This window comes from Cytobacillus sp. ABV4_503 (genome assembly GCF_056158445.1).
This window is the reverse complement of the sequence record NZ_JBSWTH010000001.1, coordinates 3,823,889-3,846,296: the sequence shown is the minus strand read 5'-3', so window position 1 is coordinate 3,846,296 and position 22,408 is coordinate 3,823,889. Positions and strand designations below refer to the sequence as shown.

Here is a 22,408-nt window from a genome sequence, read left to right as displayed (position 1 = left end):
AAAGGAGAAAGCTCATGGTCAATACAATTGCTCTTATCTATCTGGTTATGAATGTGGCTGGTTTTTACCTGATGAAGCTTGATAAGGAGAAGGCGAAAAGGAATCAGTATCGAATCAGCGAAAAAACCCTCTGGATCACAGCCTTTTTGAGCGGGGCTGCCGGAATGACTCTTGGAATGAAGACCTTCAGGCATAAAACGAAGCATGTGCAGTTTAAATGGGGACTGCCTATTCTGGCGATGCTTGAAGCAGGCTTGCTTGTGTACCTGGTTATTCTCTTGTCATAAACAGTCAGGGCTATCCATAAGCTTTAGTGAACAGCAGGAAAGACATCGGGGAGAGGTGAAGGCATGAATGATCAATTGACTCTATTGTTTGCCATGGCAGAGACTGCTGGAATTCTTGCTCCCATTGCTTTTATCTTTTTTCATATCATCAGGCAGTTTCTATTCATTCCGGTACCGCTTGTCTGCATAACTGGCGGAGTTCTATTTGGAAGTTTTTTTGGTTCTGTTTTCTCCATTGCAGGACTGATGATCAGCAGTGTTCTTTTCTATTTCTTGATTACAAAAATGCCGAGGACACATCAAAAGCTTTCATTACTAAAAAAGCGGTGGTTCGGGGAATATCGGAATCTAACTGTCGGCCAGGTTGCGGTTTTAAGGCTCATCCCTTTTATTCATTACCATTTATTGAATTTTTGTCTTATGGAGAGACATAAGGGTTTTGACCAATATTTGAAAAATTCATGGACCACCAATTTGCCGTTGGCTGTTTTTTATACGGTTTTTGGTGAATTCATCAGCCGATTCACTTCTTCAATGATTATCCTGATTTTGCTTTCACTTTCTGTCTTAGTATTTGTGCTGAGGGAAAAGGTGACTGTTATCAAATGGAAGGAATTCTTTAAAGCAGCATAAAAAAACGTTCGGGGCTGCCGAACGTTTTTTTATAAATGGTCTTTAATTTCATCTTGTGGTGAAGCTGTTTTATGCATAAATTCCTTTACAGGGCTTTTCCAGTCAATTTTTGCAGTGGGGTATGCCTCGGTTATCTTTCTTTCTATAAATAGAAAGTCCTCCCTTACCATCCCTTTAAGGGCCGATGTATTATGCGGCCAGATGAAAATGGAGACCACATCAAAAGCATTGTCCGTGGTTCCCAGATATTTTTCGCCTTCAAATAAAACCCCTTTATACGTAATCAGGAAGTTCTTCCTGACATTTTCCTGGTCATCCCAAAAATAATATCGTTTCTGTTCGTGTGCAAGCTCGAGCTTTCTCTTAGAATTCAGCAGATATTTTACCGCGGTGTATATAAGAAACAGAATCAGAGCAAACAATAGCATACGCAGGAGCCACATATTAACCAGCCCTCCATTATTATTTTCCTTTCTTTACGGATAAGATTAAAAAAAGTTTCAACTTTTTTGCGATTTGTTATAATTTTTTTGATGGGCAAGGATATGAATATTAATCATTTATTTCTTATAGGATGGTGGAAAATGAATTATCAGCTATTATTTCAAATGCAAAAAGGGCTGGACAGCCATATAGAATCGAACCATGGTTTAGAGGAAGAAGATTTATTTGAACGTAAAGTGCTTGCGCTGCTGGTTGAATTGGGAGAGCTTGCAAATGAGACAAGATGCTTCAAGTTTTGGAGCCTTAAGCCATCCTCTCCTCAGGAAACAGTATTGGAAGAGTTTGTAGACGGTATACATTTCATTTTATCACTTGGAATTGAATCCGGATTTGACACTGAAAAGGAATATGCTGTTCCTTTGGAAAAGGCAGAGTCAGTTAATGGCCAGTTTTTGTCTGTCTATGATGGAATCGGACAGTTTCGGACAAGCCGTTCCCTAGCAGATTATAAAAGGCTTATTGCTGCCTATTTACATCTAGGGAAAATGCTTGGTTTTAACTCTTCACATATAGAAAAAGCATATATAGATAAAAATGAAGTAAATTATAAAAGGCAGGATGAAGGATACTAATCCTGAAGGTCCGCCTGCAGCCTGAGTAAATATCCGTCTGATAATTCTTTATATTAAATCGCATGTTCTGTATAATAGGGTTGAATAAATATTAAGGGAGTCGAAATGATGGCTAAATTAGATGAAACGCTAACCATGCTTAAAGACTTAACGGATGCGAAAGGAATTCCGGGAAATGAGCGCGAACCGCGCGAGGTTATGAAAAAATACATAACAGCATATGCTGATGAAGTCACTACAGATGGATTGGGAAGCCTGATTGCTAAAAAAACCGGCAAAGAAGGCGGTCCTAAGATCATGGTAGCTGGCCACTTGGATGAAGTTGGATTTATGGTAACAAACATTGACGATAAAGGTTTCATCCGCTTCCAGACAGTTGGGGGCTGGTGGTCACAGGTTATGCTTGCACAGCGGGTGACGATTGTAACGTCCAAGGGAGATGTCACTGGGGTAATTGGTTCAAAGCCGCCGCATATCTTGTCCCCGGAAGCGCGCAAAAAGCCTGTTGAAATTAAAGATATGTTCATTGATATTGGTGCTTCAAGCCGTGAAGAAGTGAAAGAGTGGGGAGTAAAACCTGGTGACATGGTGGTTCCTTATTTTGAGTTTACGGTTATGAAAAATGAAAAGATGCTTTTGGCAAAGGCTTGGGATAACCGCATTGGCTGCGCTATTGCCATTGATGTGCTTAAGCAATTGAAAGATGCTGATCATCCAAATGAAGTATATGGTGTAGGAACGGTACAAGAAGAGGTTGGACTTCGCGGAGCCCGCACTTCTGCGCAAAAAATCGAGCCGGATATCGCATTTGGTGTAGATGTGGGAATCGCAGGGGACACACCAGGGATTTCTGAAAAAGAAGCCATGAGCAAAATGGGCAAAGGTCCGCAAATCATCCTTTATGATGCATCAATGGTCTCGCACAAAGGCCTTCGTGATCTAGTAACAGACACTGCGGATGAACTGAATATCCCTTATCAGTTTGATGCCATCGCTGGCGGCGGAACAGATTCAGGAGCCATTCATGTTACTCATAATGGAGTTCCATCACTTTCCATCACCATTGCAACTCGCTATATCCATTCCCATGCAGCAATGCTTCACCGCGATGACTATGAAAATGCCGTTAAGCTTATTGCTGAAGTGATTAAGAAGCTTGACCGGGAAACAGTTGATCAAATTACTTTTGAATAATAGAAAAAACTCCGGGGCTAATACCGGAGTTTTTCTACTTTATTTTAGGCCGCTCTCCAATGTGTGTAGCATTTCCTGTTTATCTTCCTCTGAAGAGTTTTTCCAGATTACTTCAAACAATACACCTAATCCAGGCAGCATTTTTTCTTCCCCATTTTGAATGGCATCTACGATCGTATCTTTAAGTTCGTCTTGAGAGTTTCCTGAAACATTGTGTAAAATGGCATTGCGCAGGTTTAAATTCACCTTGATGCACTCCTTCCAGATTTAATTCGTTATTATCTTCTCTAATTTCGCTTTTATTATGTATTTCAAATAGGCTATAATGAAAAAACTGTATAAAGAAATTCCGGTTGTGCGGGATTTTCTATAAAAGGAGAGACCGTGTTGAAGCATATACAATCTGCAAAAAATCCAAAAATTAAAGAATGGAAGAAACTTTTGACTAAAAAAGAGCGGGACAAAACAGAAACCTTTTTGGTTGAAGGCTTTCATTTAGTGGAAGAAGCACTCAAAGCCAATCAAATAGCTGAAATAATCATTAGTGAAAATAAAGACATGCCTCCCGGATGGGATTATGGGGACATCCCTGTAACAATGGTTACAGATGAAATCATCGGGCAGCTGGCGGATACGGAAACGCCGCAGGGAATCTTTGCTGTCTGCAGTCAGGAACCCTCCACTGAGGAAGTAAAGGGAAAACGGTTTTTATTAATAGATGCCGTCCAGGATCCCGGAAATCTGGGTACGTTGATAAGGACGGCTGATGCTGCTGGTATCGATGCCATTATTGTGGGTGAAGGCAGCGTTGACGCATATAACCCAAAGGTGCTTCGCTCTGCACAGGGCAGTCACTTCCATTTGCCGGTGTTAAGAGGGAATTTGTCTGACTGGATCGGGAGACTGACAGAAAGGAAAGTCCCTGTCTATGGAACCGCTCTGGAAAATGCCCAGGAATACACGAAGTATGAGTCCTCTGATTCCTTTGCACTGCTTGTTGGAAATGAAGGAAATGGTGTTAATAAAGAGCTGCTGGCTAATACAGCAGCAAACCTTTATATACCGATATTCGGGAAAAGCGAATCACTTAATGTGGCGGTGGCTGCCGGAATTCTTCTTTATCATTTAAGAAAATAGAAAAAGGGCGGCAATTTTTTGAAAACCGTTTGAAACAGCCTCAAGAATGTAATATAATTAACAGCAAAATTATAATAACAAAACGATGACGGAGACCAGTACCTTGCAGTCAGCCTTTTCAGGGAGAAAATGCCTAAGACTGAAAGCATTTTTACAGGAAATGCAAGGGAACATTCACCTCCTGAGTTGGCATCGGGACCATTGAAAAGTATTGTTGGCGCTCTGCTGAGTTGTCCAGCTGAAGCGGCTGAACGAGCCTCTTCCGCTTTTCCGTGTAAAGATGTACCGGCATAAGCCGTTATCCCAATGAAGTGAACACGTGCATGAAGTACATATATGTGTTAAAAAGGGTGGTACCGCGAAACCTCGTCCCTTTATGGGGATAGAGGTTTTTTATTTTGGCCAAAAAAGTAAAAGAATTAATTTCAAGGAGGATTTTTAGATGCAAGAGCGTTTAAAGGAACTGCAAACTGAAGCGTTGGAAAAAATCAGCACTGCTGCTGATTTAAAAGAATTAAATGACATCCGTGTATCTTACCTGGGCAAAAAGGGCCCAATAACAGAAGTTCTTAAAGGAATGGGGAAACTGTCTGCGGAAGAGCGCCCTAAAATGGGAGCACTGGCAAATGAAGTGAGAGACAGCATTTCTGCGGGAATTGAAGAAAAGCAGAAGCATCTTGAGGAAGCGGCAGTACTGGAAAAGCTGTCTGCTGAAAAGATAGATGTTACTCTTCCTGGACGTCCTGTCAAATCAGGAAACCATCATCCGCTGACACGCATTATCGAAGAAATTGAAGATTTGTTCATTGGAATGGGCTATACAGTGGCTGAGGGTCCTGAAGTTGAAAAGGACTACTATAATTTTGAAGCCTTGAATCTTCCTAAAGGCCACCCTGCCCGCGATATGCAGGATTCCTTCTATATTACAGAAGAGATTCTTCTGCGCACCCATACTTCACCGGTACAGGCTAGAACAATGGAGAAGCATGAAGGCAAAGGGCCGGTTAAAATCATCTGCCCGGGTAAAGTGTATCGCCGTGATAATGATGACGCAACACACTCTCACCAGTTCATGCAAATTGAAGGACTTGTTGTGGATGAAAACATCCGAATGACCGATTTGAAAGGAACACTGGAAGTGTTTGCGAAGAAAATGTTCGGAGATGACAGGGAAATCCGTCTTCGCCCAAGTTTCTTCCCATTTACAGAGCCATCTGTGGAAATGGATATTTCCTGTAAAATCTGCGGCGGAAAAGGATGCAGCGTATGTAAAGGCACTGGCTGGATTGAAATTCTTGGCGCCGGAATGGTTCATCCCAATGTTCTTGAGATGGCAGGCTTCGATTCTAAGAAATACACAGGCTTTGCATTCGGAATGGGTCCTGAGCGAATCGCCATGCTGAAGTATGGTGTGGATGATATTCGCCACTTCTATACAAATGATGTTCGTTTCTTAAAGCAATTTTCAATTCATGAGTAATTAGAAAAGCGGAGGCGGCTGTACCAGGAGCCGGAGCTGGACAATAAAAGAGGAGGATCATAAATGTTCGTTTCATATAAATGGCTGCAGGAATATGTTGATTTATCAGGCGTTACACCTGCAGAGCTTGCAGAAAAGATTACAAAAAGCGGGATTGAAGTTGAAGGCATAGAGGTTTTGAATGAAGGCATCAAAGGTGTTGTTGTAGGGCATGTCCTTGAAAGAGAACAGCACCCAAATGCTGATAAACTGAATAAATGCTTAGTTAATACAGGAGCTGGTGAGCCTGTACAAATCATATGCGGTGCCCCAAATGTGGATAAGGGACAGAAAGTGGCCGTGGCTACAGTAGGAGCTGTTCTTCCAGGCAATTTTAAAATTAAGCGCGCTAAGCTCCGCGGCGAAGAATCAAATGGAATGATCTGTTCGCTTCAAGAACTGGGCATTGAGAGTAAGCTGATTGCAAAGGAATATTCTGAAGGCATTTATGTTTTCCCTAATGATACAGAAGTTGGCCAGGATGCTCTTGAGCAGCTAAATCGTGACGACCAGATTCTTGAGCTTGGATTGACTCCGAACCGATCTGACTGCTTAAGCATGCTGGGTGTTGCCTATGAAGTAGCAGCTATTTTAGGAAGAGATGTAAAGCTTCCTGAGCCGCATGCTGAGACTTCTTCTGAAAAGGCGTCTGATTACATTGAAATTCAGGTGGAAGCAAAAGAAGATAATCCTCTTTATGTGGCGAAAGTGGTGAAAAATGTAAAAATCGGTCCATCTCCTGTATGGATGCAGGCTCGTTTAATGGGGGCGGGCATTCGCCCTCACAATAACGTGGTGGACATCACAAACTACATTCTGCTTGAATACGGCCAGCCGCTCCATGCTTTTGATTATGACCGGCTGGGATCAAAGCAAATCCTTGTCCGCAAAGCAAGCGATGGCGAAGTAATTGTTACGCTTGATGATGCGAAGCGTGAGTTAACCTCAGACCATCTTTTAATAACAAACGGGACAGAACCAATTGCACTTGCCGGCGTCATGGGAGGGGCAAATTCTGAAGTACAGACTGACACTAAAAATGTACTTATTGAATCAGCTTATTTTAAAGGGGCAACGGTTAGAAAAGCTTCAAAAGACCATGGCTTAAGAAGCGAAGCAAGTGCCCGCTTTGAAAAAGGTGTGGATCCAAACAGAGTTAGAGCTGCTGCAGATAGAGCTGTTCAATTGCTTGCACAATATGCGGGCGGGGAAGTGCTTGAGGGTTCTGCAGAAGCAGATGCACTCCAAGTGGAACCTGCTGTGGTGTCTGTAACGCTTGAAAAAATCAATCGTGTCCTTGGCACGAAGTTATCCATGAAAGAAGTAGAGGATATATTTGCCCGTCTTCAATTTGAAACAAATACTGATAATGATACGATTACTGTTACAGTTCCAACACGCAGAGGCGACATTACGATTGAAGAAGACCTTATTGAAGAAGTTGGCCGTTTATTTGGCTACGATAATCTGGCTTCGACTTTACCGGTTGGATCGTCTACCCCAGGGCATCTTACTGAATACCAGAATAAACGCAGATTAGTCCGCCGTTACCTTGAAGGTGCTGGACTTTACCAGGCAGTGACTTATTCATTAACAAATGAAGCAAAAGCGGCTCAATATGCACTGGAAGCGTGCAAGCCTGTGCAGCTGGCAATGCCTATGAGTGAAGATCGCAGCCTGCTTCGATTAAGTATTGTTCCGCAGCTTCTGGAAGTATTAAAATATAACTCTGCACGCCAGAACGACAGCCTGGCTGTTTATGAAACAGGAGCGGTGTTCCTCTCCAATGGAGAAGAGGATCTGCCTGAAGAGCGTGAGCACCTTGCTGGAGCGGTTACTGGCTTATGGCACAGCCACCCATGGCAGGGAGAAAAGAAGCCTGTGGATTTTTACGCTGTAAAAGGAATTCTTGAGGGCTTATTTGATAAGCTGGGACTATCCGATAATGCTGAATTCCGTCAGGCACAAAAGGAAGGGATGCACCCTGGAAGAACAGCAGAAGTATTGCTTTCCGGTAAATCAGTGGGATTTGTCGGCCAAATACATCCAACTGTGGAAAAAGAGCTTGATTTGAAAGAAACATATGCGTTTGAGCTTTCCTTAAAGGCGATCCTGGAAGAGGAAGTTTCACCTTTGCAGTATGAAGCTATCCCGCGTTTCCCTTCCATCACAAGGGATATTGCCCTTGTAGCAGATAAGGGAACAGCAGCTGGCGAGCTTGAAGGAATCATTAAAGAAGCTGGCGGCAAGTTATTAAAAGACGTCCATGTTTTTGACCTGTACGAAGGCGAACGGATGGAGCCGGGCAAAAAATCAATTGCCTTCTCCCTCAAATACTTCGACCCTGAACGTACACTAACCGATGAAGATGTTACAAAAGCGCATGATAAAGTGCTGGATGCTGTGAAGGAAAAAGCCGGAGCAGTATTGAGAGGATAAAATAATGAGGAAGGCAGCCCTCGGGCTGCCTTTTCTTTATTTGGCCGTTAAAACAGCTCATTTGGCCGATAAACCTCTCATTTTTGCCGATAAATACTCAAAACTGGCCGATAAACCTCTGCTTTTGGTCGATAAATATATATTCCAAAGAGTTATGGTCCTCTTAAACAGGAAAAAAGCAGCCAATCTCCCTTAAATTGGCTGCTTCATTATCATTTATACTTACTGTTATAAAGATTCATCGCCTTTTCAGTATTCGCAAAGTGCAGTTTTACAAAGGAAGGCAATGCCTCACGCCCTTTTTCTCTGATCAGCCGGGCTGCTGCTTCATCAACCTTCGGACCGGCGCCTTTAGTGAGCCGGAAACCGGCCTTTGTGCTAAGGTTTTCAAAGTGGCGCACAAACGCATAGCGTGCCAGGATCGAGGCTGCTGCAACTGCGAGGTGGATACCTTCCGCTTTTGTGCTGAAAAGGACCCGTTCCCTCTGAATGGTCTGCTGGTTTTTCAAATAGTTGAAGTAAACCTCTTTCTTTGCAAACTGGTCAATCAAAATGGCCTCAGGCTTTTCAGGAGCAATTTTCCCTAAAACATGCCCGATTGCCTGATTATGCAGTAATGCTTTGATTTTCCCCTGGGACATCCCTGATTGCTGAAGCTTATTGTATTTTTCATTATGGAGGGTTAACAGGCTGTGAGGAACGATATCTTTAATCTGTTTTGCAATTTCAAAGATTTTTTCATCTCCCAGATTTTTGGAGTCCTTAACTCCAAGCTCCTTCAGTAAAGGGATTTGCTCTTTTTTTACGTAAGCTCCAACAACCGTGATGGGACCAAAATAATCACCGGTACCCACTTCGTCTGATCCTATGACAGAAAGGGAACTGATATTTTCCGGCAAGCTGGAAGCGGCCGGGCTGGTTTTTTTGTTTGGCTGTGCACTGCGTGCGGTATCTCCCCATTTTTTTGCCTCTGTTTCACTCCCGCTGCCCTGAAAGAGGACTTTCCCTGATTTATAGGCAGTGATCGAACATCCTGGCACCTTTGCAGCAAATACGCTTCCAGGAGGCTGCTTATCATTTAGGCTGCCTGAATAATAGGCTTTCATTTCTGAGATTTCATTTGCTTTTTTTAAAAGTACTACTTGGCTCATATTAATTCTCCTCATCTTTGTTAACTGATTGAATCTGCTGCTTTTTGTTGGTAAAAGCACAAAGATTCCGCTTAATTTTGAACTTGGATAATTGTCTAGCGAAAGCAGCCTGCCCCCTCGAGGTCACAACTTGTCAGGGGTGGGCAAGGCGCTTCCGCTTTTCGTAAGAACTGAGCTCTTTTGACATGCTTTGACTTCCCACCAATATACGTTCATGTTATGATATTGATTAGGATTCTTTAAAGAAGGAGGGCATGGACGTTGTCAGAGATACAAAGAAATCGCACAAGTGTAGATATTTATGGACAGCAATATGTAATAGTAGGCTCCGAGAGCTCCAGCCATGTTCGCCTTGTCGCTTCGCTGGTTGACGATAAAATGCGTGAGATCAGTTCGAAGAATCCTTCACTCGACATTAGTAAGTTAGCCGTGCTGACTGCAGTCAATGCTGTTAATGATTATATAAAGCTAACAGACCGTCTGGAACGGCTGGAAAACGAATTAAATAGAGTAAAGGACGGAAAGTAGTATGCTGGATCTTGCAATTATCATTATTTTGGTTTTTGGCTTTTTTATAGGCTTGAAAAGAGGATTTATCCTCCAATTAATTCATTTGACTGGATTTATTATTGCTTTCATTGTAGCCCGTATGTATTACGGCGAGCTAGCACCTAAGCTGACCTTATGGGTGCCATATCCCAGTTTTAGCAGTGACTCGGCGATTCAGATGTTATTTGAGAATGCAGATCTTGAAGATGCTTACTATCGCGCCATCGCATTTGTCGTGATTTTTTTTGCGGTAAGAATATTACTGCAGATTATCGGAAGCATGCTTGATTTTGTTGCCCATCTTCCTGTTTTAAAACAGCTGAATGTTTGGGCTGGCGGCATTCTCGGATTTATCGAAGTCTATCTTATCATGTTTATTCTATTATACATAGCCGCACTGGTTCCAATAGAAGTGCTGCAGGGGCCGATCAATAATTCCTTTATGGCAGAATTAATGGTTAAGAATACGCCTGTTCTCTCTAACCAGCTCAAAGAAATGTGGGTTGAATATATGGCTGCGTAACTTCTCTATTTCTAGAGGAGTTTTCTTTTTGAAAGGCTGTTAATATAAGTTTTGTGGATTTAAACCTACAATCTAGCTAAATCCGCTGAGCTGGTTGGAGCGGAGGACGCTTGATCCTCGAAAATGCGTTCGCATTTTCTTCGTGCGGTGTTGCTCAGGGAGGTTATTCAATGTCCTGCGGGAGGAGAGGGAGCGGAAGACCCCACAGGCGAAGCCGAGGAGCTCTGTGCCTCCCCGCGGAAAGCAAGTGTCCGCAGTGGAAACCAACGGGCAATATAAAAGGTAAAACATCACTTATTAAGTAAGAGGCTTTAGAGATAGCCAAGATTTGAAGTTCCAACGCAAAATAAGAGATAATACGGATACGAATACAGTTACGGGCAGGTGGTTTCCATGAGTATAAATAAAAAAGATGTTGTCAGGCTTTTAGAAACAATCGCTGTTTATATGGAGTTAAAAGGAGAAAACCCTTTCAAAACAGCTGCCTTCCGAAAAGCGGCACTGGCACTTGAATCCAATGATGAAAGCTTGACAGAAATAAAAGACTTTACAAAGTTATCCGGCATCGGGAAAGGAACCGCTGCTGTTATTGAGGAGTACATAAAAGAAGGAAAGTCTTCTGTTCTGAATGAACTAAAAGAAGAAGTGCCTTCCGGATTAATTCCTCTGCTTCAGCTTCCAGGACTGGGCGGCAAGAAAATTGCCAAGCTATATAAAGAACTTGGCGTCGAAAATGCCGGAGACCTTGAGGATGCGTGCCGTAATAAGAAGGTCCGCGGCCTTGCAGGATTTGGGGAAAAATCGGAAGAAAAGATACTCGCTGCCCTTGAAAATGCAGGAACCAGACCGGAACGGCTGCCGCTTGCATTTATGCTGCCTATAGCAGAAGGCATAGAAGCCGCTCTGGGGGAAATGAAGGATATAGAAAAATACTCAAGGGCAGGAAGCTTAAGGAGAATGAGGGAAACAATCAAAGACCTAGACTTTATTATAGCTACAGACAAACCTGCTTCTGTCAAAGAGCAGTTATTAAGTTTATCCGGGATCAAAGAAGTGATAGCCGCAGGAAATACAAAGGTTTCCGTTGTTTTTGAACATTCCTATGATATATCGGCTGATTTCCGTTTAGTTGAGCCGCATGAATTTGCCACAACACTCCATCATTTTACTGGATCGAAGGACCATAATGTCAGAATGAGGCAGCTTGCAAAAGAGCGCGGGGAAAAAATCAGTGAATACGGAGTTGAAAACACAGAAACAGGTGAAATCCTTACTTTTAAAGATGAAGAGGAATTTTACGCCCATTTCGGACTTCCAATCTTCCCGCCTGAAATTAGAGAAGATGGGAAAGAAGTGGATGAATATACGCAAGACATGGAATTAATATCTCTTGAAGATATTAAGGGTGACCTTCATATGCACTCAACCTGGAGTGATGGCGCCTATTCCATTGAGGAAATGATTGAAGCTTGCAGGGCCCGCGGCTATAAATATATGGCTATAACAGACCATTCTCAGTACTTGAAGGTGGCGAACGGTTTGACTGCTGAAAGACTTCGCAGTCAAAAAGAAGAAATAAAGCGGCTTAATGAGCAATTCGATGATTTCACGATACTATCAGGGGTGGAAATGGATATTCTGCCCGACGGATCGCTTGATTATGATGATGAACTTCTCGAAGAAATGGACATTGTCATTGCTTCCATTCATTCTTCTTTTTCACAGCCGAAGGAAAAAATCATGGCTCGCTTGAAATCGGCGCTGCATAATGCCCATGTCGACATTATTGCCCACCCTACGGGAAGATTGATCGGCCGCAGGGAAGGCTATGAAGTAGACATGGAAATGCTCATCGAGCTTGCAAAGGAAACAAATACAGCCCTTGAGCTGAATGCAAATCCGAACCGGCTGGACCTTGCTTCTGAGCATATCAGACAAGCTCAGGAATCCGGTGTGAAAATAGTGATTAATACTGATGCACATAAAATAGACACTCTAAATCACATGGAAATCGGCGTTTCTGCGGCAAAGAAGGGATGGATCAAGAAGGATTCCGTTCTAAATGCCATGGAAACAGAAGATTTGCTCAAATTTCTAAAAGAACGGCAGTAGGAAATTGGGCATGAAAGGGGAAAATCCTCATGCAAGAAAGAGTATTGAAGATACTTGAGTTCACTAAAGTGAAGGAACAGCTGCTAGAACATGTTTCTTCATCCTTGGGAAGAAAAAAGGCCTTAAATATTCTTCCTTCAACTGACTATGAAGAAGTAATCCGCAGGCAGGAAGAAACAGATGAAGCCGTAACAGTGCTTAGAATTAAAGGGAATGTACCGCTTGGCGGCATTTTTGATATACGTCCTCATGTGAAGCGGGCGGTTATTGGCGGAATGCTTAGTCACCAGGAACTTAACCAGATATCCAGCACGATTCATGCAAGCAGGCAGATGAAAAGATTTATCGAGGAATTTGCCGACGAAGAAAGCAGCCTGCCGATCCTATTGGGATATACAGATAAAATTATCGTCCTGGCCGATTTGGAAACAGCTATCCGCAATGCGGTCGATGATAATGGGGAAGTTCTTGACAGTGCAAGCGAGACTCTCCGTTCCCTTCGAAATCAGCTCCGCACAAAAGAATCGCGCGTAAGGGAGCGGCTGGAGAGCATGATTCGGTCTTCCAGCGCACAAAAAATGCTTTCCGATGCGATTATTACAATCCGCAATGACAGATTTGTCATACCTGTAAAGCAGGAATACCGGGGGCATTATGGAGGCATTATCCATGACCAAAGTTCATCCGGCCAGACATTATTCATTGAGCCCGCGTCCATTGTCCAGCTGAACAATGAATTACAGGGCATCAGGGTAAAAGAACAGCAGGAGATCGAACGGATTCTAATAGTGCTCTCAGGACAGACCGCTGATAATAGCAGTGAACTGGAAACCATTGTAGATGTGCTTGGAGAAGTCGATTTTACGTTTGCAAAAGCCAGGTACAGTAAACGCATAAAAGCCTCCAAGCCAAAAATCAATAATGAAGGGAAAATTTCCTTATTTAAAGCCCGGCATCCGCTTATTCCTATGGATGAAGTAGTGGCAAATGATATTAAGCTCGGATCTGAATATTCTACCATTGTCATTACAGGACCAAATACCGGCGGTAAAACAGTTACATTAAAAACAGTAGGGCTTTGCACATTAATGGCTCAGGCCGGTCTGCAGATCCCTGCGCTTGATGGTTCTGAAACGGCTGTTTTCGGAAATGTTTATGCTGATATCGGAGATGAACAGTCAATTGAACAAAGTTTGAGCACCTTCTCTTCGCATATGGTTAATATTGTGGGAATTCTTGACCAGGTTGACTTCAATAGTCTGGTATTATTCGATGAACTTGGTGCAGGTACCGATCCGCAGGAAGGTGCTGCCCTGGCGATTTCTATTCTTGACGAAGTATACAAGCGGGGGGCAAGAGTTATCGCCACAACTCATTATCCTGAACTGAAGGCCTATGGCTATAACAGAGAAGGAGTTATCAACGCCAGTGTAGAATTTGATATTGAAACGCTAAGTCCAACCTATAAGCTGCTGATTGGGGTTCCGGGCCGAAGCAATGCCTTTGAAATATCAAAACGGCTTGGGCTTAATGATCAAGTGATTGATACCGCAAGATCCTATATCGGAGCAGATACAAATCAGGTTGAAAATATGATTGCATCACTAGAAGAAAGCCGCAGACAAGCAGAGGCTGACATGGAAGAAGCCAATGACTTTTTGAAAAGTGCAGAAAAACTTCATAAAGATCTGCAAAAGCAAATGGCTGAATTTTATGAGCAAAAAGATGCAATGCATGAGAAGGCAGCAGAGAAAGCCGGGAATATCGTTGAGAAAGCCAAGGCAGAAGCAGAAGAAATTATCCGTGACTTAAGAAAAATGCGCATGGAGAAACATGCTGAAGTAAAGGAACATGAGCTGATAGAAGCAAAGAAACGCCTGTCCGATGCTGCACCGCAGATGAGCTCGGTAAAGAATAAATTAGAGCCAATCAATAATAAACATGTTTTTGAAGCAGGTGATGAGGTAAAAGTTCTGAGTTTCGGGCAAAAAGGGCATTTGCTTGAAAAGGTGTCTGACAATGAATGGCAGGTTCAAATCGGCATCTTGAAAATGAAAGTTGCCGAGAAGGATTTAGAATATATCAAGAGTCCAAAACCTGTTGAAACAAAACCAGTTGCAACCGTAAAAGGCAAAGATTTTCATGTGAGCCTTGAACTTGATTTACGGGGCGAACGATATGAAAACGCACTATTAAGAGTGGAGAAATATATAGATGATGCCCTTTTGGCTGGATATCCACGTGTCTCCATCATTCATGGTAAAGGAACTGGGGCTTTGAGGCAGGGTGTTCAGGAGTATCTAAAAAATCACAGGTCAGTTAAAAAAATTCGATTTGGTGAAGCAGGAGAAGGCGGCACAGGGGTTACAGTCGTTGAATTTAAATAGCTTTGCCAGCCCCTCCCCTTTTGTTTTTGATTAGGGGAGAGGGTACTTAATTCCAGCGGGGAGAATGGAAATGAAAGAATTTTGGGAAAATGAATTTATTCAGACAGCTGCTTATTACAGTGTTGTCATTTTATGTATGATTGTTTTTTTAGCTATTTTTGAATTAGTTACCAAGTATCGCAATTGGGAAGAAATCAAAAATGGAAATATCGCTGTAGCAATGGCGACCGGCGGGAAAATATTTGGAATTGCAAATATCTTCAGGCATTCCATCATGCATAATGATACCTTGCTGACAATGATTACCTGGGGAATTTTTGGATTTTTTCTTTTATTGATCGGCTATTTCATATTTGAATTTTTAACACCTAAGTTTAGAATTGACGAAGAAATTGAAAATAATAACAAAGCAGTCGGTTTTATTTCCATGGTGCTGTCAATCGGATTGTCATATGTCATCGGTGCAGGTTTATCATAAGGAGAGAATTAACATTGGAAAAGTTAGCGAAGGTTCTGCTGGTTCTTAGCGGAGTGTTTATTCTTATAGGGGCCATTTATATATTTTTCCTAACATAATATTTTTGTGAAATAGGGATATGGGAAAATCGCCAGTATATAGGGCGATTTTTTTATTGTGCCCATTAAAAAGAATATCCCCGATTGGCTGGACAGCCCTCTGAAAAAAATATCTTCCTGAGTGTAAGGTCTTATTCTAATTGTCATAGAACCAGCATTATATTATAATAAGGTCGAACAGTTAGAATGTTCTAAAAGTTCAGAAGGTGTCCATCGTTTTTCTAAAAGTTTAGCAAGTGAAACTTTGAACTTCGATAACTGTCTAGCGCAAGCAGCCTACCCCCTCGAGGTCACAAGCTTGTCTAGTTGCGGCTCATAGGGACTCGGGATCATAAGCCGTTTCCTTTCAGAAGGAAAAACGCCTTTTTACAGGAACCGTCTTATGCCTGTCGCCCCTGGACAGTCGCCTTCACATTTCGGGCAATCCTCCCAAAAGGCAAAGAACGCCTTTCCGGGAGGCTCGTCTTGTGCTTGTCGGGGGTGGGCAAGGCGCTTGCGCTTTTCTGATGGGCATGAAACAAAGGAGGGACAAAATGGCAGAAGCGAAACCATGGCTTAAGCAATATCCGGCAGAAATCCCCTCAACCTTGTCATATCCCAAACAGCCGGTACAGGATTATTTGAAAAATGCTGCAGAAGAATTTCCAGAGAAAATAGCCATCCACTTTATGGGAAAGGAAGTCACATATAAATATATATATGACTCTTCCCTGAAGCTAGCTGCATATTTGCAGAAGCTTGGAATTGAAAAGGGAGACCGCGTGGCGATTATGCTTCCGAATACTCCGCAGTCTGTTATCAGCTATTATGGAATTCTGATGGCTGGCGGGGTTGTTGTCCAGACAAACCCGCTGTATATGGAAAGGGAATTGGAATATCAAATGAAAGACTCAGGAGCAAAAGCAATCATTACAATGGATATCTTATTTCCGAGAGTGAGCAAAGTGATGCCGCAGACAGAATTGAAGCATATAATTGTAACCGCTATCAAAGATGCTCTTCCATTCCCTAAAAATCTAATATATCCTTTTATCCAGAAAAAACAGTATGGCATTGTCGTAAATGTAAAACATGAAGGGCATAACCATTTGCTGACGGAGATTTTAAAAAGGCCGGTGGAACCTCTGAAAATCCATGACTTCGATTTTGAAGAAGACTTGGCATTACTGCAATACACAGGCGGTACAACCGGTTTTCCAAAGGGCGTCATGCTTTCGCACAGCAATCTGGTATCCAATACAGCCATGTGTAAAGCCTGGCTTTATAAGTGCAGGCGCGGCGAAGAAACAGTGCTGGGCATACTTCCTTTCTTTCACGTGTATGGAATGACAACAGTTATGATCTTATCTGTTATGGATGCTCACAAAATGGTCCTCCTTCCGAAATTTGATCCGGAAACGACCCTGAAAACTATTCATAAAGAGAGGCCGACTTTATTCCCTGGTGCCCCAACTATTTATATTGGAATATTGAACCATCCTGATATTAAAAAATATGATTTATCTTCCATAGACTCCTGCATCAGCGGATCTGCTGCCCTGCCCGTTGAAGTCCAGCAGAAATTTGAAGAAATAACAGGGGGAAAGCTTGTCGAGGGCTATGGTTTGACGGAATCTTCACCTGTTACACATGCGAATTTCTTATGGGACCGCCCCCGGGTCAAAGGCAGTATAGGTGTCCCCTGGCCTGATACAGATGCTGCCATTTTTTCACTGGATACGGGAGAAGGGCTTCCGGCAGGAGAAGTTGGTGAAATTGCAGTTAAAGGTCCTCAGGTAATGAAAGGCTATTGGAACCGCCCGGAAGAAACAGCACAGACCTTAAGGGATGGCTGGCTGCTGACAGGTGACCTTGGCTATATGGATGAGAATGGATACTTCTATGTAGTGGACAGGAAGAAAGATATGATTATTGCAGGGGGATTCAATATTTATCCGCGTGAAATAGAAGAAGTGCTATACGAGCATCCAGCCGTGCAGGAAGTGGTTGCTGCAGGTATACCTGACCCATATCGCGGAGAAACAGTAAAAGCATATATTGTGCTGAAAGAGGGCAAAGAAGCAACGGAAGAAGAACTGAATCTGTTTGCAAGAAAGCATCTTGCAGCATATAAGGTTCCAAGGTTATATGAATTCCGCAAGGAGCTTCCTAAGACAGCTGTTGGAAAAATTCTGAGAAGGGCATTAGTAGATGAAGAAAAAAAGAAATTAAAAGAAGAAGAGGAAAAGCGGGCTTAACTTCAGAGACCGATTTTCGATCGGCTCTTTATTTTTGAGCCAATAAGCTTGTCCAGGCATTTAAGAAATGTAATAATAAATTATATTTCCAGGGATAATTTCTTGACACAAATGAATTGTCCTACTATTATAAAAATATGAATGATTATTCATTCATTTTAGACCGATGTTTAAATTCAAAAAATAAACTAAGTTGATTGGCAAATCCTGGCATCAGGAATGGTATTACTCCATTCCTGATGCTCGATGAAAATCAATACACCTGTTTATTCTGAAAGGAGGGAACAGCTTGAAAAAAACAAAGCCTAAATACCGGCAAATTATTGATGCAGCTGTAGTTGTGATTGCTGAAAATGGCTATCACCAGGCACAGGTATCAAAAATTGCCAAACAGGCTGGTGTCGCTGATGGCACCATATACTTATATTTTAAGAACAAAGAAGATATATTAATATCCCTCTTTCAGGATAAAATGGGCTACTTTGTTGAGAAAATTGAAGAAAAAATTGCAGGAAAAGAGAAAGCTGCAGAGAAACTATTAATGATGGTAGAATCACACTTTAGAATGCTCTCAGAAGACAGGCACCTGGCAATTGTAACCCAGCTCGAATTGAGGCAGTCCAATAAAGACCTTCGCCATAAAATTAATGAGGTGCTCAAAGGATACCTTGCTTTAGTGGAAAGGATTCTTGCTGATGGCAGGGAAAGCGGTGAATTTCCAGCTGACCTTGACATTAGGCTGGCGCGCCAGATGATTTTTGGCACCATGGATGAAACAGTGACCACATGGGTAATGAATGAGCAAAAATATGATCTTATTGCATTGGCGAAGCCTGTTCATAAACTTTTGATCGGCGGGTGCGGAAAACTTTGAGGCAGATAAAGTGCTCCATAAATATAGTCAGGAGGGATAAGATGGAATATCTAAAATGGTCCCATCAGGACTTCGTGGCGACGATTACTATTGAACGTCCGCCTGCGAATGCTCTTTCATCAGGTCTATTGAGAGAGCTTTCAGCTGTCCTGGATGAAGTTGAAGATAATGAAGAAATCAGGGTAATCCTTATTCATGGGGAAGGCAGATTCTTCTCAGCAGGTGCTGATATTAAAGAATTTACAACCATAGAAAGCGGAGAAGATTTTTCAAGCTTGGCGACCTATGGACAGGATCTCTTTGAAAGAATGGAAAAATTCCCTAAGCCAATTATAGCAGCGATTCATGGAGCAGCGTTGGGCGGCGGCCTGGAGCTCGCCATGGGCTGTCATTTCCGTCTCGTAGCTGAAAACGCAAAGCTGGGTCTACCAGAGCTTCAGCTTGGTTTAATTCCTGGTTTTGCCGGAACTCAGCGGCTTCCCCGCTATGTCGGTGCTGCGCGTGCAGCAGAAATGCTTTTTACAAGTGACCCGATTACCGGGCTTGAGGCAGTGCAATATGGCCTGGCTAACCATGCCTATCCTGAGGATCAGCTTTTGGACAACGCTTATAATATGGCAAAGAAGATTGCCAAGAAGAGTCCTGGCTCGATTAAGGCGGCCATTGAGCTCTTAAACTACGGAAAGACAGGGCAATTCTACGAAGGTGTTAAAAAAGAAGCAGAATTGTTTGGAGAAGTATTTGTTTCCGAAGATGGCAAGGAAGGCATATCTGCGTTTATTGAAAAACGTGAACCAAGCTTTACCGGAAAATAGTGTTTTAAAAGATTTGTGCTGAATGATTACATTCATCCTCATAATCTATTATAATAGTCTTGTATGCGGATGATTTAATCTTCAGAAGATTCCTTGGTTAAGTTATGGTCTGTGAGCGAGCGCCCGCTCAATTTCAAAGGTTGTTTACGTATAGTTTGTTGTTTTTCTATTCTAATTCGCTGAGTTGATTGGAGCGGAAGGGACTTGATCCTCGAAAATGCTGACGCGTTTCCTTCGTGCGGTGCCCATTCGAGGAAGCATATTCAATGTCCTGCGGGAGGAGAGGAAAGTGGGAGACCCCATAGGCGAAGCCGAGGAGGCTCGCATTCCTCCCCGAGGAAAGCAAGTGCCTGAAGCGGAAATCAACGGACTGTATTTATAGTAACAATAATAATCTATGAGAAAAGAGATATTTCAAAAAAGAGTGGCGTTCCAAGCAGATTAGCCTTTCTGTATGCATTAAATATTTTCAATCTTTCGAAGTGAAGAAATGTTTTAATTAATGGCTTTGTTTTATGACAATGCTTAATTACTAGGAGGGAAATCATGAACATCTACGTATTAATGAAGAGAACATTTGATACTGAAGAAAAAATTACAATCTCAGGCGGCAAAATCAATGAAGATGGCGCTGAGTTTATCATTAATCCATATGATGAATATGCAATTGAAGAAGCAATCCAGGTTCGTGATGCGAATGGCGGAGAAGTGACAGTTGTTTCTGTGGGAACAGAAGAAGCGGAAAAGCAGCTCCGTACCGCTCTTGCGATGGGTGCCGATAAAGCTGTATTAATAAATACTGAAGATGACCTTGAAGATGGGGACCAGTACACGACTGCAAAAATCTTATCTGAATACTTGAAAGACAAAGATGCTGACTTAGTCATTGCAGGAAATGTAGCAATTGATGGGGGTTCGGGACAGGTTGGACCTCGTGTAGCAGAAATTTTGGGCATTTCTTATGTAACAACTATTACAAAGCTTGATATCAATGGAAGCTCTGCGACAGTAGTGCGCGATGTTGAAGGGGATTCAGAAGTAATTGAGACATCACTTCCATTATTGGTCACTGCCCAGCAGGGTTTAAATGAGCCGCGCTATCCGTCCTTGCCGGGAATTATGAAGGCAAAAAAGAAGCCTCTTGATGAGCTTGAGCTTGACGATCTTGATCTTGATGAGGACGATGTTGAAGCCAAAACAAAAACAATTGAAATCTATTTGCCGCCTAAGAAGGAAGCAGGAAAAGTTCTTGAAGGCGAGCTGGGAGCTCAAGTTAAGGAACTTGTGAAACTTCTTCATACTGAAGCCAAAGTTGTCTGATCATCAATAACTGATAATAATAACGCAGGGGGTAAAACATATGGCTAGAAAAGTATTAGTATTAGGTGAAGTCCGTGACGGTTCATTGCGTAATGTATCCTTCGAAGCAGTTGCAGCTGCTAAAACTGCGTCAGAAGGCGGAGAAGTTGTAGGTGTTTTAATTGGTAATTCTGTAAGCGCTTTAGCTGATGAAATGATTCACTATGGTGCTGACCGTGTTGTAACTGTTGAAGATGAAAAGCTGAAGCAATATACTCCTGACGGCTTTTCACAGGCATTAATGGCTGTGATTGATTCCGAAAGTCCGGAAGGTCTGATTTTTGGACACACAGCATTAGGGAAAGATTTAGCTCCTAAAATTGCTGCCAAGCTGGAGTCAGGTTTAATCTCTGACGTAACGAGCCTGGAGGAGGCAGGCGGCAACCTGGTGTTCACACGCCCGATTTATTCTGGCAAAGCATTTGAAAAGAAAATTGTTACAGATGGCCTTCTCTTTGCGACAATTCGTCCAAACAATATAACTCCATTGGAAAAAGATGAATCAAGGTCAGGAGATGCTGCTTCTGTTGCAGCAGAAATCAAAGATCTTCGCACAATCATTAAGGAAGTTGTCCGCAAAGCCAGTGAAGGCGTTGATTTATCCGAAGCTAAGGTTATCATTGCCGGCGGACGTGGTGTTAAGAGCGAGGAAGGCTTTGAACCATTAAAAGAGCTTGCATCTGTTCTTAATGGAGCAGTGGGTGCATCACGCGGAGCATGTGATGCTGATTATTGCGACTACTCGCTGCAAATTGGACAAACCGGTAAGGTTGTAACCCCTGATCTATATATTGCATGCGGTATCTCAGGAGCTATTCAGCATTTAGCTGGGATGTCCAACTCAAAAGTAATCGTAGCCATTAACAAAGATCCGGAAGCCAATATCTTTAAAGTAGCTGATTACGGTATTGTTGGAGATCTATTTGAGGTTGTTCCACTGTTAACAGAAGAATTCAAAAAGCTTAAAGTAAACGCATAAGATAGTATAACTAATGGGCGGCTGATGGCCGCCCATTATACATAGTGCCAATAGTAAAAGAAAGAGAATAATCTGCTCCAAATAGGGTAAATTACGATCGAGCAGATTGTTCGCAACATATAAAAAACGATGATATACTGTCGTTAGTATTTGAGTTGAATTTTAGGAGGCATATCAAATGGCTATTACACACGCAACTGACCAAAACTTTACTGCTGAGACTGGTTCGGGATTAGTACTGGCAGATTTCTGGGCTCCTTGGTGCGGCCCTTGTAAAATGATCGCTCCTGTTTTAGAAGAGCTTGATTCTGAAATGGGCGATAAAGTGAAAATTGTAAAAATCGATGTTGACGAAAACCAGGAAACTGCTGGCAAGTTTGGCGTAATGAGCATTCCGACATTAATCGTTTTAAAAGACGGTGAAGTTGTAGATAAAGTGGTTGGTTTCCAGCCAAAAGAAGCTCTTGCCGAATTACTTTCAAAACATGCTTAACCTATAAAGAATTTCCCGGTGTCCCCAGGAGGACATCGGGATTTTTTTTTTGTCATATGGGTTTTGTT

Annotated in this window: 22 protein-coding genes and 1 other annotated feature; of the genes, 19 read left to right on the top strand and 3 right to left on the bottom strand. The window is 42.4% G+C overall.

Annotated features, from left to right (window positions below; all coding sequences use genetic code 11):
- The first annotated feature begins 14 nt into the window (after window positions 1-14).
- The gene (locus ACXAD1_RS19360; protein ID WP_474910796.1) at window positions 15-287 is read left to right on the top strand and encodes a DUF1294 domain-containing protein; all 273 of its coding nucleotides are present in this window, start codon (window positions 15-17) and stop codon (window positions 285-287) included.
- Between the two features lie 63 nt (window positions 288-350).
- On the top strand, window positions 351-920 hold the full coding sequence (locus tag ACXAD1_RS19355) for a TVP38/TMEM64 family protein (RefSeq protein WP_474910795.1): 570 nt from the start codon (window positions 351-353) through the stop codon (window positions 918-920).
- 29 nt (window positions 921-949) lie between these two features.
- Here the strand turns inward: ACXAD1_RS19355 and ACXAD1_RS19350 are convergent, their stop codons facing one another.
- Window positions 950-1,363: a sigma-w pathway protein ysdB gene (locus tag ACXAD1_RS19350; protein WP_206839041.1), complete on the bottom strand. Its 414-nt coding sequence runs from the start codon at window positions 1,361-1,363 to the stop codon at window positions 950-952.
- 141 nt (window positions 1,364-1,504) lie between these two features.
- Between ACXAD1_RS19350 and ACXAD1_RS19345 the strand changes: the two genes are divergently transcribed.
- A complete protein-coding gene (locus ACXAD1_RS19345; protein WP_206839040.1) occupies window positions 1,505-1,996 on the top strand; it encodes a dUTP diphosphatase in 492 nt (163 codons plus the stop codon).
- 108 nt (window positions 1,997-2,104) lie between these two features.
- Entirely contained in the window at window positions 2,105-3,190 is a 1,086-nt protein-coding gene (locus ACXAD1_RS19340) for a M42 family metallopeptidase (protein WP_206839314.1), read from the top strand.
- Window positions 3,191-3,229: 39 nt separating this feature from the next.
- Here ACXAD1_RS19340 and sspI read toward each other — a convergent pair whose 3' ends face one another.
- Window positions 3,230-3,436 carry a small acid-soluble spore protein SspI gene (gene sspI, locus ACXAD1_RS19335; protein WP_206839039.1) on the bottom strand — a complete coding sequence of 69 codons (207 nt, stop codon included), beginning with the start codon at window positions 3,434-3,436 and terminating at the stop codon, window positions 3,230-3,232.
- Window positions 3,437-3,577: 141 nt separating this feature from the next.
- On the opposite strand from sspI, the gene ACXAD1_RS19330 reads away from it, so the two are divergent.
- The 4 genes from ACXAD1_RS19330 (at window position 3,578) to ACXAD1_RS19315 (ending at window position 8,481) form a co-directional block, all read left to right on the top strand.
- Entirely contained in the window at window positions 3,578-4,327 is a 750-nt protein-coding gene (locus ACXAD1_RS19330; RefSeq protein ID WP_474910794.1) for a TrmH family RNA methyltransferase, read from the top strand.
- 76 nt (window positions 4,328-4,403) lie between these two features.
- Window positions 4,404-4,704: a binding site (T-box leader), on the top strand.
- A 65-nt stretch (window positions 4,705-4,769) separates the two neighbouring features.
- The gene (gene pheS / locus ACXAD1_RS19325; protein ID WP_206839037.1) at window positions 4,770-5,807 is read left to right on the top strand and encodes a phenylalanine--tRNA ligase subunit alpha; all 1,038 of its coding nucleotides are present in this window, start codon (window positions 4,770-4,772) and stop codon (window positions 5,805-5,807) included.
- 63 nt (window positions 5,808-5,870) lie between these two features.
- A complete protein-coding gene (gene pheT, locus ACXAD1_RS19320) occupies window positions 5,871-8,285 on the top strand; it encodes a phenylalanine--tRNA ligase subunit beta (RefSeq protein ID WP_474910793.1) in 2,415 nt (804 codons plus the stop codon).
- 4 nt (window positions 8,286-8,289) lie between these two features.
- Window positions 8,290-8,481 (top strand): hypothetical protein, encoded by a 192-nt coding sequence (locus ACXAD1_RS19315; protein ID WP_474910792.1) that lies wholly within the window; start codon window positions 8,290-8,292, stop codon window positions 8,479-8,481.
- 16 nt (window positions 8,482-8,497) lie between these two features.
- Here the strand turns inward: ACXAD1_RS19315 and rnhC are convergent, their stop codons facing one another.
- Window positions 8,498-9,436, bottom strand: coding sequence for a ribonuclease HIII (gene rnhC / locus ACXAD1_RS19310; protein ID WP_474910791.1), 939 nt, complete (start codon window positions 9,434-9,436; stop codon window positions 8,498-8,500).
- A gap of 261 nt (window positions 9,437-9,697) precedes the next feature.
- Between rnhC and zapA the strand changes: the two genes are divergently transcribed.
- The 11 genes from zapA to trxA all read left to right on the top strand — a co-directional run bounded on the left by zapA (window position 9,698) and on the right by trxA (window position 22,340).
- On the top strand, window positions 9,698-9,964 hold the full coding sequence (gene zapA, locus ACXAD1_RS19305) for a cell division protein ZapA (RefSeq protein WP_009333202.1): 267 nt from the start codon (window positions 9,698-9,700) through the stop codon (window positions 9,962-9,964).
- A gap of 1 nt (window position 9,965) precedes the next feature.
- Window positions 9,966-10,508, top strand: coding sequence for a CvpA family protein (locus ACXAD1_RS19300; RefSeq protein ID WP_206839034.1), 543 nt, complete (start codon window positions 9,966-9,968; stop codon window positions 10,506-10,508).
- A 393-nt stretch (window positions 10,509-10,901) separates the two neighbouring features.
- Complete coding sequence (polX, locus tag ACXAD1_RS19295; RefSeq protein WP_206839033.1) at window positions 10,902-12,620, top strand: DNA polymerase/3'-5' exonuclease PolX; 1,719 nt, start codon at window positions 10,902-10,904, stop codon at window positions 12,618-12,620.
- A gap of 29 nt (window positions 12,621-12,649) precedes the next feature.
- Window positions 12,650-15,007, top strand: a complete 2,358-nt coding sequence (locus ACXAD1_RS19290; RefSeq protein WP_474910790.1) for an endonuclease MutS2 — start codon at window positions 12,650-12,652, stop codon at window positions 15,005-15,007.
- 70 nt (window positions 15,008-15,077) lie between these two features.
- Complete coding sequence (locus tag ACXAD1_RS19285) at window positions 15,078-15,485, top strand: DUF350 domain-containing protein (RefSeq protein ID WP_206839031.1); 408 nt, start codon at window positions 15,078-15,080, stop codon at window positions 15,483-15,485.
- 631 nt (window positions 15,486-16,116) lie between these two features.
- Window positions 16,117-17,820: a long-chain-fatty-acid--CoA ligase gene (locus tag ACXAD1_RS19280; protein ID WP_474910789.1), complete on the top strand. Its 1,704-nt coding sequence runs from the start codon at window positions 16,117-16,119 to the stop codon at window positions 17,818-17,820.
- A 289-nt stretch (window positions 17,821-18,109) separates the two neighbouring features.
- Window positions 18,110-18,694: a TetR/AcrR family transcriptional regulator gene (locus ACXAD1_RS19275; protein WP_206839029.1), complete on the top strand. Its 585-nt coding sequence runs from the start codon at window positions 18,110-18,112 to the stop codon at window positions 18,692-18,694.
- A 41-nt stretch (window positions 18,695-18,735) separates the two neighbouring features.
- The gene (locus ACXAD1_RS19270) at window positions 18,736-19,509 is read left to right on the top strand and encodes an enoyl-CoA hydratase (protein ID WP_206839028.1); all 774 of its coding nucleotides are present in this window, start codon (window positions 18,736-18,738) and stop codon (window positions 19,507-19,509) included.
- Window positions 19,510-20,055: 546 nt separating this feature from the next.
- Entirely contained in the window at window positions 20,056-20,829 is a 774-nt protein-coding gene (locus ACXAD1_RS19265; protein WP_370224293.1) for an electron transfer flavoprotein subunit beta/FixA family protein, read from the top strand.
- A 40-nt stretch (window positions 20,830-20,869) separates the two neighbouring features.
- Entirely contained in the window at window positions 20,870-21,847 is a 978-nt protein-coding gene (locus tag ACXAD1_RS19260; RefSeq protein WP_206839025.1) for an electron transfer flavoprotein subunit alpha/FixB family protein, read from the top strand.
- A gap of 178 nt (window positions 21,848-22,025) precedes the next feature.
- A complete protein-coding gene (gene trxA / locus ACXAD1_RS19255; protein WP_206839024.1) occupies window positions 22,026-22,340 on the top strand; it encodes a thioredoxin in 315 nt (104 codons plus the stop codon).
- Window positions 22,341-22,408: the final 68 nt, after the last annotated feature.

Excerpts from the sequence above, each read along its gene's own strand:
- ACXAD1_RS19340 (WP_206839314.1), top strand. The coding sequence starts at position 2,105 with ATGGCTAAATTAGATGAAACGCTAACCATGCTTAAAGACTTAACGGAT.
- ACXAD1_RS19345 (WP_206839040.1), top strand. The coding sequence starts at position 1,505 with ATGAATTATCAGCTATTATTTCAAATGCAAAAAGGGCTGGACAGCCAT.
- ACXAD1_RS19360 (WP_474910796.1), top strand. The coding sequence starts at position 15 with ATGGTCAATACAATTGCTCTTATCTATCTGGTTATGAATGTGGCTGGT.
- ACXAD1_RS19270 (WP_206839028.1), top strand. The coding sequence starts at position 18,736 with ATGGAATATCTAAAATGGTCCCATCAGGACTTCGTGGCGACGATTACT.
- ACXAD1_RS19280 (WP_474910789.1), top strand. The coding sequence starts at position 16,117 with ATGGCAGAAGCGAAACCATGGCTTAAGCAATATCCGGCAGAAATCCCC.
- polX (WP_206839033.1), top strand. The coding sequence starts at position 10,902 with ATGAGTATAAATAAAAAAGATGTTGTCAGGCTTTTAGAAACAATCGCT.
- ACXAD1_RS19265 (WP_370224293.1), top strand. The coding sequence starts at position 20,056 with ATGAACATCTACGTATTAATGAAGAGAACATTTGATACTGAAGAAAAA.
- ACXAD1_RS19355 (WP_474910795.1), top strand. The coding sequence starts at position 351 with ATGAATGATCAATTGACTCTATTGTTTGCCATGGCAGAGACTGCTGGA.
- ACXAD1_RS19300 (WP_206839034.1), top strand. The coding sequence starts at position 9,966 with ATGCTGGATCTTGCAATTATCATTATTTTGGTTTTTGGCTTTTTTATA.
- ACXAD1_RS19315 (WP_474910792.1), top strand. The coding sequence starts at position 8,290 with ATGAGGAAGGCAGCCCTCGGGCTGCCTTTTCTTTATTTGGCCGTTAAA.
- ACXAD1_RS19260 (WP_206839025.1), top strand. The coding sequence starts at position 20,870 with ATGGCTAGAAAAGTATTAGTATTAGGTGAAGTCCGTGACGGTTCATTG.
- ACXAD1_RS19350 (WP_206839041.1), bottom strand. The coding sequence starts at position 1,363 with ATGTGGCTCCTGCGTATGCTATTGTTTGCTCTGATTCTGTTTCTTATA.
- ACXAD1_RS19290 (WP_474910790.1), top strand. The coding sequence starts at position 12,650 with ATGCAAGAAAGAGTATTGAAGATACTTGAGTTCACTAAAGTGAAGGAA.
- trxA (WP_206839024.1), top strand. The coding sequence starts at position 22,026 with ATGGCTATTACACACGCAACTGACCAAAACTTTACTGCTGAGACTGGT.
- pheS (WP_206839037.1), top strand. The coding sequence starts at position 4,770 with ATGCAAGAGCGTTTAAAGGAACTGCAAACTGAAGCGTTGGAAAAAATC.
- pheT (WP_474910793.1), top strand. The coding sequence starts at position 5,871 with ATGTTCGTTTCATATAAATGGCTGCAGGAATATGTTGATTTATCAGGC.
- rnhC (WP_474910791.1), bottom strand. The coding sequence starts at position 9,436 with ATGAGCCAAGTAGTACTTTTAAAAAAAGCAAATGAAATCTCAGAAATG.
- ACXAD1_RS19285 (WP_206839031.1), top strand. The coding sequence starts at position 15,078 with ATGAAAGAATTTTGGGAAAATGAATTTATTCAGACAGCTGCTTATTAC.